General features: G+C 51.1%; 14 protein-coding genes. 7 read left to right on the forward strand and 7 right to left on the reverse strand.

Going from position 1 to position 18,033, the window contains the following annotated elements:
- Positions 1-387: 387 nt before the first annotated feature.
- Together KDW_RS20360 and KDW_RS20365 are read left to right on the forward strand one after the other, a co-directional pair.
- Positions 388-1,689, forward strand: coding sequence for an erythromycin esterase family protein (locus tag KDW_RS20360; protein ID WP_151757792.1), 1,302 nt, complete (start codon positions 388-390; stop codon positions 1,687-1,689).
- Between the two features lie 150 nt (positions 1,690-1,839).
- Positions 1,840-2,364, forward strand: a complete 525-nt coding sequence (locus tag KDW_RS20365; protein WP_151757793.1) for a DinB family protein — start codon at positions 1,840-1,842, stop codon at positions 2,362-2,364.
- A 231-nt stretch (positions 2,365-2,595) separates the two neighbouring features.
- Here the strand turns inward: KDW_RS20365 and KDW_RS20370 are convergent, their stop codons facing one another.
- Together KDW_RS20370 and KDW_RS20375 are read right to left on the reverse strand one after the other, a co-directional pair.
- Positions 2,596-4,224, reverse strand: a complete 1,629-nt coding sequence (locus tag KDW_RS20370; RefSeq protein ID WP_151757794.1) for a peptidoglycan-binding protein — start codon at positions 4,222-4,224, stop codon at positions 2,596-2,598.
- Between the two features lie 629 nt (positions 4,225-4,853).
- Positions 4,854-6,053, reverse strand: coding sequence for a cytochrome P450 (locus KDW_RS20375; protein ID WP_151757795.1), 1,200 nt, complete (start codon positions 6,051-6,053; stop codon positions 4,854-4,856).
- Between the two features lie 526 nt (positions 6,054-6,579).
- Here KDW_RS20375 and KDW_RS20380 point away from each other — a divergent pair.
- The 3 genes from KDW_RS20380 (at position 6,580) to KDW_RS20390 (ending at position 10,011) form a co-directional block, all read left to right on the forward strand.
- Positions 6,580-7,527, forward strand: coding sequence for an oxidoreductase (locus KDW_RS20380; RefSeq protein ID WP_151757796.1), 948 nt, complete (start codon positions 6,580-6,582; stop codon positions 7,525-7,527).
- Positions 7,528-7,697: 170 nt separating this feature from the next.
- Positions 7,698-8,354, forward strand: coding sequence for a thiaminase II/PqqC family protein (locus KDW_RS20385; RefSeq protein ID WP_151757797.1), 657 nt, complete (start codon positions 7,698-7,700; stop codon positions 8,352-8,354).
- A 226-nt stretch (positions 8,355-8,580) separates the two neighbouring features.
- Positions 8,581-10,011, forward strand: coding sequence for a TolB-like translocation protein (locus KDW_RS20390; protein WP_151757798.1), 1,431 nt, complete (start codon positions 8,581-8,583; stop codon positions 10,009-10,011).
- An 85-nt stretch (positions 10,012-10,096) separates the two neighbouring features.
- Here the strand turns inward: KDW_RS20390 and KDW_RS20395 are convergent, their stop codons facing one another.
- The 3 genes from KDW_RS20395 to KDW_RS34070 all read right to left on the reverse strand — a co-directional run bounded on the left by KDW_RS20395 (position 10,097) and on the right by KDW_RS34070 (position 13,138).
- Entirely contained in the window at positions 10,097-11,578 is a 1,482-nt protein-coding gene (locus KDW_RS20395) for a diacylglycerol/lipid kinase family protein (protein ID WP_162005441.1), read from the reverse strand.
- A gap of 220 nt (positions 11,579-11,798) precedes the next feature.
- A complete protein-coding gene (locus tag KDW_RS20400; protein ID WP_151757800.1) occupies positions 11,799-12,392 on the reverse strand; it encodes an HNH endonuclease in 594 nt (197 codons plus the stop codon).
- A gap of 431 nt (positions 12,393-12,823) precedes the next feature.
- Positions 12,824-13,138: a hypothetical protein gene (locus tag KDW_RS34070; RefSeq protein WP_233097827.1), complete on the reverse strand. Its 315-nt coding sequence runs from the start codon at positions 13,136-13,138 to the stop codon at positions 12,824-12,826.
- A 707-nt stretch (positions 13,139-13,845) separates the two neighbouring features.
- On the opposite strand from KDW_RS34070, the gene KDW_RS20410 reads away from it, so the two are divergent.
- Together KDW_RS20410 and KDW_RS20415 are read left to right on the forward strand one after the other, a co-directional pair.
- Positions 13,846-15,456 carry a glycoside hydrolase family 64 protein gene (locus KDW_RS20410; protein ID WP_151757802.1) on the forward strand — a complete coding sequence of 537 codons (1,611 nt, stop codon included), beginning with the start codon at positions 13,846-13,848 and terminating at the stop codon, positions 15,454-15,456.
- A 238-nt stretch (positions 15,457-15,694) separates the two neighbouring features.
- On the forward strand, positions 15,695-16,282 hold the full coding sequence (locus KDW_RS20415; protein WP_151757803.1) for a PadR family transcriptional regulator: 588 nt from the start codon (positions 15,695-15,697) through the stop codon (positions 16,280-16,282).
- Positions 16,283-16,368: 86 nt separating this feature from the next.
- Here KDW_RS20415 and KDW_RS20420 read toward each other — a convergent pair whose 3' ends face one another.
- Positions 16,369-17,319 (reverse strand): LLM class flavin-dependent oxidoreductase, encoded by a 951-nt coding sequence (locus KDW_RS20420; protein WP_151757804.1) that lies wholly within the window; start codon positions 17,317-17,319, stop codon positions 16,369-16,371.
- A gap of 86 nt (positions 17,320-17,405) precedes the next feature.
- Positions 17,406-17,981, reverse strand: a complete 576-nt coding sequence (locus KDW_RS20425; protein ID WP_162005442.1) for a GNAT family N-acetyltransferase — start codon at positions 17,979-17,981, stop codon at positions 17,406-17,408.
- Between the last annotated feature and the right edge of the window lie 52 nt (positions 17,982-18,033).

The following is an 18,033-nucleotide window of genomic DNA, read 5'->3' on the forward strand; positions in this document are numbered from 1 at the left end:
GTACAACTGGTCTCCGGTATCTCGACCAGGATGCGCTTAACCGAAAAATCTCAGCGATATGCTCATTGTTAGTCGCAATTTTTCCTCTACTGCGGGCCAGGCTTCTTGTAAAACTCTCAAGTATGAAGTTGAGGCTTTTTGCGCTACACGATTCCGTCCTATCACAGGAATCCAGGTATATTGAGCGTGCTATGATCCATGTATGTTCAGACACGCTCTCCTGATGCTCTTTCTACCCTCTATTATTGCATCTGTGTTATACAGTAGAGACGTGATCCAGAAAAAACCTGGCCAGCCTGGATCGGAAATGCATGCATGCAGCCTCCTGAGCAGGAGCAGATTTCTCATTGGATAAATGTTACAGTGAAAATAATGGAGGGTAGACCAATGACACACGCAGCAGGAGCAGATGTGACCCTTGATGACTGGATTGCACATGAGGCGATCCCATGCTCGCTCGCTTCTCGCCCGGATTTTAATGCGGCTGTTGATACGGTAATTGCTTCACTTGACGATGCGGTAGAATTGCTTGGCTTTGGAGAAGCACTCCATGGAGGAGAAGAACTGCTTGTCCTGCGCAACCAACTCTTCCAACGCCTGGTAGAAGCCTATGGCTACAGCGCCATTGCTATTGAGAGCAATTTTCCTCGGGGAATCATCATCAACGAATACGTGCTTGGCCGTGGTCCGGCATCCTATGAGGCGGTGCAGGATACTGGATTTAGCCATGGTTTCGGAAAGTTCGCAGCGAATCGAGAACTTGTCGAGTGGATGAGGCACTACAATGCTGATCCAGCGCACCAGATGAAACTCCATTTCTATGGTTTCGATAGCCCGACCGATGTGCCCAGCACAGATAGTCCCCGCCAGATACTTCACGTTGCGCTTGATTATCTCAACTTAGTTGATGAGGCCCTCGGCCAGGAGTATCAAAATCGCATCGACCCACTGCTAGGACAGGACTCTGCCTGGGAGAATCCGGCTGCCATGCTCGACCCGACGCAAGCGATAGGTCGATCACCGGAGGCAACCGCACTGCGGATCGAGACAGAGGAGCTGATTTCAGAGCTGTGCGTGCGTCGTCCTGAATTGGTCGCGAAGAGCGACGAGAGCCGCTATCTGGAAGCCGTCCACTATGCTGTGATGGCTCGGCAGCTCCTGAACTTTCATGCTAAGCTCGCGCAAACGTCCGAGAAACGCCAGGCCCGCCTGCTCGGCATACGTGCCGCCATGATGGCAGAGAATCTGGCATATATCGTCTCCCGTGAACAGGGGCGAGGCAACGTCCTGGTTTTTGCCCACAATAGCCATCTCAAGCGTGGAAAGGTGCAATGGCAATGGGGGAATGAGGCAGTGATCTGGTGGCCCGTTGGCGCTCATCTTCATGAAATGTTCGGTCGCCGCTATGTTGTCATCGGCTCAGCCGTAGGCGAATCGGCTGCCAATGGGATCGGCCAGCCAGAAGCCGGTATGCTTGAGGCGCGGCTGACATCCGCTCCTGGACCGGCGCGGTTCATTCCCACCCATCAAGGGCAAGGGCTTCCTGTAGAGGAAATTGTAGCACTTCCGCTTCGCTCTGGCAGTCAAAAGAACGGGAGTTATGAACCACTCAGCGCCCAAAGCTTCACCGATTTCGATTGGTTAGCTGTCCTGGATACGACGGCCTACAACGGGTGGGGCCATTTCTAGAAGACTGGAGCGCACGTTCCGAGCAATAACGTCCTCTGATGTGAGCTCATCAAAATATCCCAGTTTGTGGTAGAACCTCTGCAATGCGGACTCAATTTGACCGCTTTTGGTGGTAATCTGTGATAAAAGTAGTGAAAAGGAGCGAAAAATATGAGTGAAACAAGCGAAACTCTGGCGTTCTTTATCCAGGGCTGGCAACACTACCAGGAGCAGCTGTGTAAAGCCCTCGCCCCACTCTCAGCGGAGCAACTTGCGCTGCGTGCTGCGCCCAACCTGCGTTCAATTGGTGAACTGGCGGGCCACATCATCGCCGTGCGGGTAGGGTGGTTCTATTATAACCTGGAAGAGGGCGATGAGAAATTCGCTGCATTTAACACATGGGCCGAACCTGGCAGTCCGCCGCGCTCCGGCAGTGAACTGGTAAGCGGGTTGGAGCAAACCTGGCAGGTCATGCAGGAGGTATTGGAACGTTATACCCTCGCAGATTTGCAATCGACGGTCCAGGATGAGTGGAAAGGCCAGATATACACCCTTACTCGTGGCTGGGTCATCTGGCACGTGATGGAGCATGACCTCCATCACGGCGGCGAGCTTGCCTACTCCCTTGGCATGCACGGTCTCGCCGCTATAGAGGATGGAGGCATGAGGGATCCCGCTGCGCAGCCATCCCTCTAAAGGAAATCACGTTAAACCAGGCGATCTCCTTCGGGGCGAGGTGTGTGGAATGCGAGGCAATCGGCTGCGAGGGCCGAATCTACGGAGGTGAGAAACAGGCCGTTTTTCGTATGAAAAACGGCCTGCATAAGCTTCCAGGTAAGGAAGGTGACAACATACGACATACAGTGAGAAGAAACGACGATCCCAAATACTCTCATTGACACCCTTTAAATATCGTCAAGTCAGTTGTTACCAGATTGGAACCGAAGATTGAAGCTCGTCAGTGTCTATATTGACTGAGCCGCTACCTTGTAACCCATACTGCCAGATTCTTGTATGGCCGCCAATATCCTGGCCGTTACAGAGCAGTCCTGCCGGTGCGAATGCTGGTGCGCTGGATGCTGGTGTTCGGCCGGGTGATGGCTCGCTGGCATACAGAATCGCATTGGCGACTGCCGCATCACTCCCAATGGCTGAACAGAATGCACCATTAAATTGGCTACTACCGGGGTACGGATTCTCATAATATCCAACGGTATAGCCCGCTGCAGCGATCGTATCATTCCAACCCCGAATATAGCCCGAGTCCACACTCGCATTGGACTCGATATCAACCACGAGAATGGTTCCTTTCGGGATACCCAGCGAACTGGCTTTCCCGAGAGCATCATTAGCGCGGGAGACGCCTGTGCTAAAGGTTGTATCTCCGCCAAAGTCCGAGAGAATGGGCAGAATGTGAATGCCCCGGCTATGGATATACGAGGCTTCGGAAGCACCCAGTGGAGTAAATGAACGCGCATCGATGTAGCGCCCGATAAACTGAGGGGTTCCGTAATTGCTCGCGACTGAACTGAGGAACGATGAGTTGACAATGCTCACGGTATCCACACCCCAGAGAACCTGGCCAGGTGGTGGTGGCGGTGGTGGTGGTGGCGAACCAACCGAGCTAACCAGGCTACTCCAGACTTGCTGCCCGGCAATGCCATCTGCACTGAATCCCTGGCTGCTCTCATAGCTCTTGACGGCTGTCGTGGTAGCCGGACCAAAGCTACCATCCACCGTCAGAGCGGCTCCATGCGCATTCAATTGGCGTTGTAGTGCCTTGACCGCTGAACCGCTGCTGCCCTGGCTGGTCGTAATAATTAAGACTGGCCACGTTTGCGCTCCCACAACTCCATCGGCCGAAAGACCATTGGCGGATTGAAAGGTTTTCACGGTTGATGTCGTTTGCGAGCCGAAGCTACCGTCAACGGATAGCGAGTACCCATGAGCCTGGAGCATCAGCTGGATAGAAAATACATTTTCCCCGGAGGCCCCGGCACCGACATCGGGCCAGCTATACGCCTGCGCACCCTTCACCCCAACCATCGCGGCATTCCAGGTTTGCTGTCCGGCGATGCCATCCGCGCCGAGACCATGGCTACTCTGAATGCTCTTGACGGCGGCTGCGGTAGACGGACCAAAGTTGCCATCCACGGCCAGAGAGGCTCCATGTGCGTTCAACTGGCGTTGTAGCGCCTTGACCGCTGCTCCGCTGCTCCCCTGACTGGTCGTAATAAGTAAGATCGGCCACGTCTGCGGTCCCACAACCCCGTCGGCTGGGAGGCCATGGGCGGATTGGAAGGAGACGACGGCACCGGTAGTTTGCGGTCCATCGAAGCCATCGATGGACAACGAGTACCCATGAGCCTGGAGCATTAGTTGGACAGAAAATACATTTTCGCCCCTGCTGCCTGGACCAACCAACGGCCAGGAAGACGCAGTAGCTGCGTGAGAGGGGGCAACGGACGCAAAGAAAGTGGAACCGACTGCTATGCTTAACACGAGAGCGAGAAGCAGTCTTTGAAAGAGGATGTGAAATCCCTTTCTGCTATCCATGCATTGGACTCCTTTTTGTTCCGAATGGAGGCGGATGAGAGTCGGATCGTCGTTTTTCGTTTCTTCTCTGACATCACACCAGCAGAGACTTTCTTTTACATCCCAGAGAGAAAGCCTCTGCTGATATTATAACACGCGTAGATATCTAATGAGTAGGAATGAAACGCGAAGATTGAAATTATGGCCATATTTGTTGATCTACGACACAGACGACGCATGCGCCAGCTTGCCATTTTTCGCACGAAAAGCGACTGAAAGCTGGAGAATAGTACTAATGGCGAGGTCTAACTGACAAAATATGAATACGTGGAAGTCCTGATAAATACGGTGCAGATAGAGCAGGTTTTTGGATTGGGAGTGGATCTGTCTTAAAAGTGTGAGGTGCTGGTGTGCAGCGAGTTATCGACAACCCGCTGCACACCAGCGACATTACTGAACGAGCGAGACCGAGAAATTAAAGGTTGTACCTGAGTTGCGCTGGCATATGTATTGAGGAGACATTGGCTTTGATGCCATGATTGCCATGAGATCTGGCCTGGAGTCGTATGTGTATCTGCTGGAGCATGGACTGATCGTGTGTATCACGACCAGTCCCGTGCGCGGAGATTTGCTGGGGAACGTTTGCCTGTTCAGGCCGTTTGCGCGTGCGCGTCAAAGGTGATGGGCAGGTGCTTAAAGCCAAAGAGGAAACGGCCTTCAAACAGCTGTGACCCGCTACGATCTACGCGCATGTTGGGTAGCTGCTTGAGAATCATTGGCAGCGCGACCGAGGCCTCCATTCGTGATAGTGGCGCTCCAATGCAGAAATGGATGCCATGACCAAATGCGACATGTTTGTTCGGGGTCCGCGTGATATCAAAACGTTCTGGCTCGGTAAACTGTTGCGGATCACGGTTGGCTGAGGACAGCCAGGTAAAGATGGTCGCATCCTGTGGGATAGTTATCCCTGATAGGGTTACCGCTTCCTTTGTGGTCCGTACTAAGCGCCAGACGGGTGAGGCATAGCGCAAGACTTCTTCGATGGCGGACGGCATCAGCTCCGGCTCTTTCTTGAGTTGCGTCAGTGTGTCGGGATGCTCATCGAAGCAGCGGATTGCCTGACTGAGGAGATTGGTGGTAGTAACGTGTCCAGCAAGGAGCAGGAGCGTACAGAAGCTGATGGTGTCCTCCATACTCAAGTGCTGACCATCGACCTCAGCTTGCAGCAGTGCGCTCATCATATCGTCACGTGGCTCACGCTTGCGCTCCTCAAGCATGCGTTCGAAGTAGTCAGACATCTCCTCAAATACGCGCGTGAGGCGTTGCAATTCTGGATTATTCCGTTGTTCTTCAACTGGTCGGAACACCTCGGCATCGTTTAACTGGCGTCTGAGCAGTCCATCAGCCCAGCTTTGAAAGAGTGGCCGATCACTGACGGGCACCCCCAACATCTCAGCGATCACGATCGTTGGGAGCGGATACGCGATATCATCGGCGAAATCCATGCTGCCATTGGCGACCACTTTATCAAGCAGTTCTTGCGTGATCTGGGTGACCCGGCCACGCAGTTTATCAATCGCACGTGGGGTAAAGGCAGAGGTGACCAGATTGCGATATTGCCGATGCTGAGGTGGATCCATCGCAATGATACTTCTTCCAGTGAATGGAGTTTTGTTAGGAGAGCCAGCCGTAGCCATAGCTTCGCGTTGCATCCTACGCTCGGATGAAAAACGCTGGTAATCGGTAATGGCTGTGTTCACATCATCATAGCGAAACACATGCCAGCAGTTACTCTCCTCATCCAGCCAGACAGGTTGTGTTTGACGCATCTGCTCAAACCAGTTGTACATTTTCTGACTATCTTCCACAGTTGAGAGGGTTGGGGCATCATAGAAACCTTTCTTTCTGCATATTTCTACGTTACAGGGCTGAAATGTTCAGATCGAAGATATTGATGGACGCACTACCATAGCTTAAAAAAAGTCACGCTCGATGGAAGTAGCCAGTTCCTCTTGTGATAATTATCGAGCACCTGCTAATACTGTAGCATATATGCATAAAGAGTGCCTTATATGCGTGATATGGCGCTAAGGCAGGTATCAACTGATCCAACTATTTCATCAATGTCGAGACCCTCAAAGCTAGTTTCCTCAAGCTGCCAGTCGATAGAGCATCCTTTTTTTGTGCAAGCGCTCTGCTCACAACTTATTGACAATCTTAATGGTGATAAGAAAGAACAGGTTACAACTGATACGATCTCGCGGGCTGTTGCTGTCCGGGATGGATATTTTAGCGCTCGCTCTCTTTATGAGGTATAGTTATAGCATAGCTACTTGCTTATTTATCGATATTTATCGGTTCTGGGAGGATTTTTTTATGAGTCAATGGACTGTCAGCGAGATCCCTGATTTGCAGGGACGTATTGTGCTGGTAACTGGCGCGAATAGTGGGCTTGACCTGGAGACGGTACGGGCACTGGCCGCGAAGAGAGCTCATGTGATTATGGCCTGCCGCAATCTGGAAAAAGGCCAGCAGGCGCAGGCTACGCTTTTAAAAGAAGTTCCGCAAGCCTCTCTCGAACTGGTATCACTTGATCTGGCCTCATTGGATGCGGTACGCGAATTTGCCAGTGGCTTTTCAGCCAATCATGCTCGCCTCAATTTATTATTTAATAATGCCGGTGTCATGGCCATTCCACGTCACGAAACCCGGGATGGTTTTGAAATGCAGTTCGGCACCAATCATCTGGCCCATTTTGCCCTCACTGGCCTGCTATTGCCTATCCTGCTCGCCACCTCACAGAGCCGTATTATTAGCACAACCAGTGCCGCCCGTGCGATGGGAAAAATCCGCTTTGACGATTTGAATCGCACACGTGCATATGGCCGATGGGAAGCGTATGGACAGAGCAAGCTTTCTAATCTCCTCTTTGCTTTTGAATTACAGCAACGCCTGGCTGCTGCCGATGCCACAACCATCAGTGTCGCGGCCCACCCTGGCTATGCTGTCACCAACTTACAGACAACCAGTGCCACTACTTCAGGCGCCTCAGTTGAACAGTTCCTCTACAAAACTATCGGCCCGGCTTTGGGGCAAAGTGCGCATATGGGAGCATTACCTCAACTCTATGCAGGGCTCTCGACAGATATCCATGGTGGCGAACTGGTTGGCCCGGGTAGCTTTGGTGGCCTGCGTGGTTATCCAAAAATCGACACCAAAGCTCAAAAAGAATATGACAAAGCCACCGCACGCCACCTCTGGGAAGAATCCGTCAAACTTACCGGCGTAGATTACTCGGCTCTACGCTCTCCTCTCCCCTCCTGACCAGTCTGCTTCGCCCGGAAGCCCCTGGACGGGAGGTGCAGGAGGGCCGTCCAGGGTATCCATATCGGCACGCTAAATTGTATGGTGTAAGCTGACAGTGGCTTTGCCTCTACATTGGCTGTAGGAAATTGTCCCTTTGTAGGAATACTAAAAGGAGCTATTAATCTATTATGAGTTTCTCGGATACCTTACTTACAGAAGATCTGGCGACACTACGCCAGAAATTGTTATACCATCCATTATGGATCGAAATTGAGCAGGGAACACTGCCTATCGAACGCCTGCGCCTGTTCGCTTTGCAGGATGCGCTGGTTGTCATGCACATGTATCGCCTGGACGCGCTCGCGATTGCCGGTGAGAAGGATATCGATGCCCAGGTGTTGTTGATCAAGAAGTTGCTGCCCAAGGTCGGTGGACATGAGAGCTTGATCCGTTTTGGTGAAGCAGTCGGCCTGCAACGCTCGGACTTTGAGCAGATTGAACCTCTGGCCGGTTGCATGGCATTGACGAATTATTTCTATTGGATGCTCGCCTATGGGACACCCGGTGAGCGGTTGGCCGCCGTCAGTGCCAGCGAAGATGTCTTTATCCAGATTTGCCTGCGTATCGCACCGGCGCTGATCAAGCACTATGGCCTGACTGAAGAGCAGATCGAATTTTTCTGGGGACATAAAGATTTAGCGGAAAAAGTTGCCCCTATCGATCAACAATTGCTGCAACGCTCTAGCGATCCCACGGAACGCCTCAAAATTATGCGTGCGATCCGTCTCAGCCACGAATATGAGCTCATGTTTTACGACACCATACTCAGTGCGCCGCTCGCCTGAACTGCCAGCCCGGTCCTGGCCTATGACGTTCCGCGTCTGATGCACCCACTTGCCATGTTTGAACTCTCCAGGTCATAAATATCTGAGCACCACCGACCCCCAAAACCAAAAACATCATGCAGATGATGAGCAAATGATGTGTAGATAGTGTGGGAAAAGAGCAACATACAATTCATACTCACAATATACAATTTTTATGTTTCCTATATATAAAAGGAAGAAAATCATGAGCCTTAGATCTGTACGCCAATCTCTTTTCTGTATGCTACTTATGCTTATTGCTGTCCTTGTAACTGCATGTCAATATCAGACAACAACGAGCGCTGTGAAATTGGGAACAACCACCACGAGCGAGGTAAAATTGGCAACAACAACCCCGCTGAGAACATCAATAAACTGCCCGGGACAGGAACGTGGACGCGCAGCAGTCATGCCTGCACTCACCCGTCCACAGCATCAGAGCGTAGCCTATCTCTGGCAGGACAAGACAAAAACCATATTGAGCACATACGATAAGCAAACAGGCAGTAAGAAGAATCTCCTTACATTTTCCGAAAACGCTAGTGTGGCAGCGAATGTCTCGCCCGATGGTCACTGGATTATTGTGACCCAATTAACAAGAGGTGTAGGCAATGCAATCAAGCTCGTCCGTATAGATGGAGCGTATGCGCAAACACTCTACTGCTCAGCCAGTGATAATCTTCTGAGCAGCGTGCTGCTCTCCCCCAACCAGCATTCCCTGGTTTTCAGCGAGAGTAGTAATCCAATACTTGCAAATCCACAGTTTACATTGAAGCGACTGGACATGGCCACTGGAAAAATCCAGACGCTGCTTTCATCGCTGCAACCGGGTTATCCAGGCATACAAACGCTGCCACAAGCGTTGGGGGGCACTGCCACGCAAGCCAGTAGTCAGCAGTCGCAGGCTAACATTCACGCCTACAGCCAGTTGTTTATGCCACAGCCTGGACCGCCTCCTGTGCTGGGGTATCTTGCCCTTAAATGGGCGAGCAATAGCAGCCTCTACTTGCAGAGCACATCCCTGGTTCTATCCGGTGGTGGCATACCGCCCCATGATCTTTATCAGTTACTGGATATCAACAAGCCAGTCGAGCAGCAGAGCAGCAATCTAAAATCGCTCACAGCACCTTTAAAACAAACCAACTGTGATAGTTATGATATAACCGCTGACAATACGCAACTCATTTGTAGTGGAGGCCCACTCTATGGCGATCCAAGGCGACCAGCGGTCAGGGTAGAAGCAGTTAGCGGTCAATCGTTGCATACTGTATTCACTGCCTCACCTGACGACCAGGTGTTTGCACGCGCAGCACGGGACCACACGATTCTGTTTACCGTCAACAACGTTAAGACAAATGTGGCACAGTTCTATCAGATCAATACCGATGGCAGCGCGCTAAAACTGCTTGCTAGTGCAAAGGCATCAGAATACACTTTTGAGAGTTATACGAAATCAGGCGACAATAGCTACTTGCCCTGGACCAATGTTTCTCGCGACGGCAAATATTACGCGCTTATCAGTACGACAAACTACATAAATTCGCTGGTTATTGGTAAGATGAATGGAGGATCATCCAACCCCAACAAGATCGCGACCAACCTACAATTGCGCATCGTTGGCTGGACCGCTGCATAGCTATCCACAATGACCACCGTCTTTTTACATACTTGTGGCGCGAGGCTCCTGCCCCGCGCCACATCTTTTATTTACCGAGGCTACCTCAGTCGGCTAACTTCACGCACGTGGCTTTGATGACGCCGCGTTTCGTCTTCTCTCCTTCGGCCAGGATTGTCTGGCCCTCCTGTAGTGCCAGGAGCGTTGCAGGCGATACGTGTTCTCCGGCCTGATTGAGCACCTGTGTGCGCTTGTTTACGCGCACCGCGAGAACCTGGACCTCGTCGGTATCCTGTTTTTTGAACTTACCGGCGACAATGATGGTCGGTTGTTTTCCTTGAGGGGCAATGCTTCCAATAACTTCTATGTTATAGGCGGGATTCTGCTGAGCCGGATTTTTTTCCTCGCTCTGCGGCTGCGTTGGCTGTGGCGCCTTCGCTGGTTGTTGTTTCGCGAGCGGGAGTTGTTCCTGGGGTGAGGTGTCTTCTTTCTGCGCTGTTTTCTCAAACAGTGGACCCGCATAGGTGCGTGGAACGGCAACGTGTAGCGCCTTTGGTCTGGCATCGAAGTGATAATCGACCAGCAGTTGTTCTGGATCGTTGCTTTGCTGCAAGGTACTCTGCTCTGCCTTTGGGAGGAGATCTTCAGGTTTGACCGCGCTCCCATCCACCTGGATATCGATAGAGGCGGGGATGCGCAGCGAAAAATGTGTGCCGTGGAAGTAGGTCGTAATCTTTCTATCTGGCTGGTGCTGTGTGAGTAATGAAACGGCCTGTCCGATCGTCTTTAGCGGGCCGTTGGCGGTAATCAACGTGACATAGAGCAATCCATCATCGGCGCGTGAACCCGGTTCTATGTTGATCGCTCCCGCGAAGAGAGGCACCTTGCTTACATATGCTTCCCAGACATCTCCACGCCAGCGATCGATGACATGGCCATTGTCGTCTGTTTGCTGAAGCTCGACGGGAAACGGGCGCTGGCTGGGAAGTTCTTTGGCTGCGGCGAGGTCGAAGGCCAGCGGACCAACCCGATATTTTAGCGGTTTGGACATATGTGCCATCATCGATGCATCCAGGCCGATGCCAACGTTGAGCAAGAAATAGTGCCTGGTGTTGGTTGATTCTTTTGACTTTTTCGATTTTTTTCCCTTGGAGGCTGGTTGCCGGGCATTTCTGGCATCATTGATAGAGGTCAGACCGGTTGCCTCGAGATGGCCGAGATCAAGGCTGCGTGGTTCGCTATCGACAAGGGCCAGGGCGGCTTTCACGGGATCTTCTGGCATCTCTATTGCCTTTGCCCATACGTTGAAGGTACCCCCTGGTATATCTGCGATAACACCTTTCCCCTGGGCATACATGGTGCCATTGAGAAGAGCATTCAAGGTTCCATCGCCGCCGTAGCCGATCACGAGATCATATTTCTCTTTGGCTGCCTTCTGTGCCAGTTGCAGCGTCTCGCCCCCATATTCCTTCAGGGCGACCTCGGTTTTCCAGCCCGCCGCAGCCAGAACGGTTACTATCTCAGGGACGTGCACCAGGTGCTCCCCTGATCTAAGATCAACGATGATACAAGCGTTTTTGTTTCCCATGTGTCTCTTTCCCCTCATACAAAGAAATAAGTGATCATTGAGACGGACACGAGCTAGAAACGTGCTCAGTTTCAAATAGGCCAGATCTGGTTGCGCAACCGAGAAAATACAGGCCTCGTTCACCCGCGCTGGCCAGCGCGGGTGAACGAGACTTGCTATTTAGCAAGTGATGGATTTGTATAACTCAGCTTTGATCAGACACCATCGCTTCCTGTGTGGGTTAAGGCATCGGGCGTTGCGCTACCTCTTTCTGCCAGGTAGGATTGGCCTTGATCGCGGGCGCACTTTGATGGGAGTAACGCTTTGTGTCTGCTCGTACACGTATGTTGTACGATTGCCAGTCATCAAGATGACCAATAAGCAGATGATGCGTGCGGCCCCTGACTTCGCAGAGCGTGATCAAGTTTTTCGGGTCAAGTTCGAGTTCCGGGTAGAGGTGGAAAGGTTTGATATGGTGAACCTGTAATCCTTTTCCCCGGTGACCACAGACCACACAGGCTGGCTCGTGGCTGAGATGCTCATGAGCTACTCTGGGCCACTGAGGACTGCGCGCTCTGCCATACTGATTAGCCACTCTGGCACCAGCGTCTTTTTGCCAGGATGGAATGCGTCCATTGACCTTCGGAATGACGTTCTTGTTGACCAGAGGAGGTTTCCGTGCGGGAGCCTGCCGCCCGGGTCTGGGTGCGCTATATCCTCGTTGACGCCGGGGACGTGGTCTGAGATGAATAATGGCAAGTATAAATACGAGCAACACAACGATTACAAGCACCGCTGCGAAAAGTGGATTATCTACCGTAATATAAATATTCATATTTCTTTTTCTCCGCTATGGAGTAATCTGCTTGAGATTCTCTCAAAACTGCCTTATCAGTTTGTTTATATTCTTCGATAAAGCTCAATGTCTGGTAGGATGCACATGCTAATCCTCCGCGTTGATCATCTTCAACACTTCACTTTCAAACAGGTTGCACCCAAAACCCCGGGTTCACAAAAAAGAGAGGTTCCCGCTGTGGCAGGACCCAAAAAACCGTCCAACCCACAGAAAGGCAACTCTCCTGTCTATTCCAGTATCGCTCATTGTCGCCATTGATGCAACTATGGATTTTTCAACCATCGAAGATCTGGTGCAAGCCGCTGGTTATTACAGTATTGTCTTCTCACGACATCAACCATGAAGGTTCATTACAACTATCTCCCCACCTTGAGAGCGTTTTTGGTAGGAACGCTCGAAACCTTCTCTGATTAGCGGCACTTGCCAGCTGGCGAGACCATCTGAGACAGCTGGGTGTTTGGGCTTGTAACCAATACACCTCCCGGCTCTGGATAGGTATGGTCAGCTGGAAGCCTTCCTTGCCATGTGAACGTGAAGTTTGAGAGACGCTGACCAGGCAGAATAGTTAACTTTTCCATTGTTTGGGAACGCCCATTATTGATGGTATAGGAGAACACAATCGTTCCCCCGCTTGGGCCTGAGACAACATGAAAGGTAGCATTGTAGATGACTTGAATGTAAGAGCCGCATGTCCATAGTGAGGTGGTGTTTGGGGTGACAGACATATCAATGCCTGTTACCTTGAAGGTTGAAGCGTTTGTCGCGACTACTTTGGCTGAAGATGTTGAGTGAGAGTGAGAGGGGGAAGTCGTTGCTGCATTGGCTACACGGTTACCGATGACACTCCCAAAGACTACTAGTCCTGCTACGAGAAAACAGCCTATGATGACGAATGTTTGCCTTGTCCTGTTGTTGCTCCACATTGAGACACCTCTTTTCAGATCCACTCGTAGAGGAGAGTTAGCTGTGTTTGGCCTTCTCGTTTGATATCGTTACACAACATGAGCTGCGACATCAAAAACACTCCTAATCTAGTAATGCTTGCAACTGTTGTTTCGTTCCTGGTAAATAGTATGAATGTGCGATAGTTTTTCAGTTCAATGGTGGGAATTTTGAGCAGGCTTCAGGCTAGTAGTCTGTCAGACACCATGTGATGGGGAGGCGGGGATGCAAGCGAGCATGCCGGGGGCATGATCAAGCGGCGAGCCCCTTGACTGGGGGATCGGGGGCTGTTTTGGTTTCCCAGGTTAAATTCTTGACAGAAACCGGTTTCCGAGTTACAGTTATTTTAAGGGTAGATGTCCTATTCTGTTATCTGATATGTTTTTCCTGATCAAAGGAGAAAGGAAGCATATCAGTGCGCAATCTGCTGTCAAATGGTTGATAAGAGTCCTTTAATACTTCTAAGCGGAAGAAGGAGTGTTCCAATTTTATGGAAAACAAGGATGTTCATGCAATGAAGCAGCAAACTGGACGCCCTCGTCGCAGGGCCGGTATCCTCACAATCAGTGCCTGTCTGCTGGTGCTCTGTACGAGCCTGGCGCTGGTCTTCCTGGAAAGCGCGCATGAGGTGTATGCGGACACGAGCAATTTTAGTCAGGGCAGCAGTAGTATCAGTTCCAATCAGGCGCTTTTCTGGTTCCAACCCACTGGCTGGTCAGCCGGGTACGTTATTCTCCATTATATGCAGCCGGGTAACGCCCAGCAAAACGTCAACATGACCAATAATAGTAGTACGGCACGCTGGGAATATACGGCTGGCTCCATGAGTGCGGGTCAGGTGATTACCTACTCATTTACCTATCAGCAGAATGGGGCACAATACGATACCGGTACCTACACCTTGACGTTCGGTACAAGTGGTGGCGGTGTCACCCCGACACCTACCGTTGGCTCAACGCCAACCCCGATCCCCACCGTCGGTGGCGGAGGTGGGGCCGGAACATTTCCGCTTATCTTGCAGAATATGACGCATGGAGCATGGGCCAACAACCAGATTTATGTCATGATTCTGAGTCAGACTTCTCCGGGTCAGTGGTTCTACCTCAAGGCTGATGGTACGCAGGCGCATATTAATCATCTGGACGCCAATGCCCCCAACCATCTGACTAAAAATGGCGTGAATTATGCAAATATGGCCTTTACACTGGATCAGGCAAGTACGGTGACGCTACCGACACTTCTGCTGAGTGCGCGCATGTATCTCTCGATTGGCTCACCGCTGTATATTCCGATTGCCACGGATGATAGTGGCTGGGGAGGACCAAACATTACCAATTCCAGTGATCCAAACACGGATGTCTACTTTGATTGGTACGAACTCACCTATCAATATGGTGTTACGCCCTTTGGAGGAAATACCACCCAGGTGGACCAGTTTGGTTTCCCATTCACAGCACGCGTCCAACAAACATCCAGCGGTTTCGATCAGACCAATGGTATTACACTGAGCCGGTCGCAGGTCTTCTCCCAGTATGCCTCAGCCGTATCCCCGGCCTTTCAAGGCCTGGCGAATACCTATCGCATCCTCGCCCCGCATTGGTCCCCGACCTTTGCATCCGGTGGTAGCCAGGCGAACTATATGCAGGCCTACATTGACCAGACCTGGAATTACTATAGCAGCAATCAGTTTACGCTGACACGTCCGGGCGAAACGTTCAGCGGCAAGGTGATCAATGGTCAGTTGCAGTTCACGCACAACGGAGTTGGATCATTTGTCCTCAACAAGCCGACGACCGCCGACGTCCTGGCCTGCTCTGGTACCCTGGCATCCCCGGGCATGACCACCGAGGAACTGGCACTGGGGGCTGAATTCTGTGCTGCCTTTAACCGTGGGGTCGCGCAAAATGTCGCCGACTGGTCGAATCCAGCTGCATATTATACTGGTTCGATCAAAAACGACTACGCGATGTTCTGGCATCAAGTCAGTCTGAACAATAAAGCCTATGGCTTTCCGTATGATGATGTGGATAGCCAGAGTCCAGTCGCGATCCTGCCCAACGCCAACCCGCCGAGCAGCCTGACGATTGGCATTGGCTGGTAACACTCACTATTGTCGCTGAAGAAGGAAAATGTAACGATCATTATGGTCGTAGATTTTTCCTCTTCACATGACGATGTTTATGCTTTTCCATTGATCAAGCGAAGAAGTATGTTTACTGCGGTGCAATGTCAGATGCGATATTTGCATGGTTGTTAGAGAAGAATTGCTTGAAATACTATCTCTTGACATTGTTCTAGCTGTATGGTATAGCTACCAGATATATATCTGGGAGTTGCAAATGGCGAAAGAAAATAAGAGTAAGTATGCGGTGATGGGGGTACTGAGTCTCTATCCTGGCTCTGGCTATGACATTAAGAAGTTCATGGAATGCAGTACGAGTAATTTCTGGAGTGAGAGCTATGGGCAGATTTATCCTATTCTGAAGCAATTAGTGGAAGAGGGTCTGGCCGTTCGCCATGCTGAAAAGCAAGAGGGGAAGCCTGAGAAGTATATTTATACTCTGACCGAGCAAGGAAAAGAAGGATTGCGAGACTGGCTCTTAGAGTCGGTCGCGGTTGCGGGAGAGCGCAATGAGTTGCTGCTCAAGCTTTTCTTTGGTGACCATATTTCGTTTGAGAAGAACAAAGAGCATGTGCGAGCATTTCAGGAGCTTCAGTCGCATCTGCTTGAAAAATACGAAGAGATTGAGCGTGTATTGTTGGCTGAAGCTCAACATGATGTGAGCTACTCTTATCAGATCATGACGGTGCGCTATGGCATTCATCGCTGTCACGCCTTGCTGACGTGGTGTGATGAAACGTTGGGAACCTTGCACCATCTGGAGAAACGTGAGAGTGCATCATCACAAGAATTTCAATCAGAGTAGGACCTCGACTCTTGCACAAAACATGCCTGTTCCAAAAATTCGGGGATGGCTGATCAATGGTTGAAACCTGGAAACTCTGGTCAGCATTAAATGCTGGCCAGAATCTCCAGAATCGTTCGTTCTTCATGTTCAGAATTTGCCAGGGGACTGAGGGCTGTCATCACCTCGTCCACACCGGCGGCGTGCATGGCATAGAGGCGTTGCCGGATCGTATCCTCGTCTCCATACAGGAAAAGCTCATGAATGAGCTCATCAGTGAGCTCGCCATCGGCAGCAAGTGGGTAGCCAGCCTCCTGAAACAATTTTTTATAGGTTGGAAAGGACTTGTAGACGGAAAAGGCGGCGTGCGCAACCTGGCGCACTACGCCAAAATCTGTGGTCAGGACAATGGGTGCGCTTACTATCAACGGCGGTCTGGAGCGATTGGCCAGGCGTGCGCCTTCTTCCAGGGCTGGCAGGGCGATAGAGCGGACATATGAAAGGGGTGACCAGATAAGCATGGCACCATCTGAGATCTCCCCGGCCAGACGAAGCATATTCTGGCGCAAGGTGGCCATCATGATTGGGAAGCGTGGAGGTGGCGTCATCATGGGTGAAAAGTCAGCATGAACGCGATAATAGTCGCCCTCAAAATCGATATGCCCCTCCCAGAGTAAGCCACGCAACACGGTTATATATTCACGCATATGGGCCAGCGGCTTCTCGAATTTTATGCCATATTGACCCTCAATTGCCGGTTGATGGCTTGCGCCAACCCCCAGGCGAAAGCGTTGCGGTGCAAGTTCGGCCATAACCATCGCTTCATTGGCACGGGTCAAGGGATGACAGGGATACGTGATAGAGATGCCAGTACCAAGCCCTATACTACTGGTCTGGGCCGCCGCTGCGGTGGCAATGCTCATGCCATCCGGCCCGACCGGCCAGGAGGGGACCCAGGCCATTGGAATGCCTGCCTGCTCAGCTCGTTTGATTGACGCAAGCACCTTCTGGGTTGTAGGAGGAAAGATCGCAACACCAACGGGAAATGTTGTCGCCATTTGTGGTAAATGCCTTTCTTTTTTGTTACGCGCCATCCATTAGCAATAATAGTATATGACGTAAAAAGAAAAAAACGAATACTTAATCAGGAAAACTTGTGCGCATGCTTTTCCTCAAATTCCTCTACCGTTAGCCCATAATAGAGAACGTCAAAATAGTGACCTCTGGTAAAAATAGCCCTGCGAATGCGTCCCTCCCATTGGAAACCGAGGTGTTCATGCAGACCTACCGAATCGTCGTTGAAGCTGGCGATCTGAATAGAGACCTTCTGATAGCGTAATTCTTGAAAGAAATAGCGTAGCAGGAGCAAAATGGCCTCGCTGGCATACCCTTTGCGTCGATGCTCTTTCGCGATGACAAGCCCATACTGGAAATGACCCGCACGTGGATTGCAATTATGTGAGCCAATCCGGCCAATCACCTGGCCTTCGTTGTTCTCGATAAGCAAGGCCCAATTATCGCCCTCTTGCTTCCTCACGGCTGTTTCTTGCGTCCAGTGTTTCAGCGATTCTTGCGAACGCGGAAAAGAAAGAGAACCATCTCTTCTTTCTGCCTCACTATCCTGCTCCCAGATCCAGTAGCGTTCCCAGTCACCGGGCTCATTGCTACGCAATCGTACTACTTTTCCCTGCCATATTGACGAAGATGTATCTAATTCCATTACAAGTCTTCCTTTCCTTGTTAAGCATGCGAGCGATGATACCATATGAGGG

Source organism: Dictyobacter vulcani (assembly GCF_008974265.1).
Taxonomy (GTDB): Bacteria; Chloroflexota; Ktedonobacteria; order Ktedonobacterales; family Ktedonobacteraceae; genus Dictyobacter; species Dictyobacter vulcani.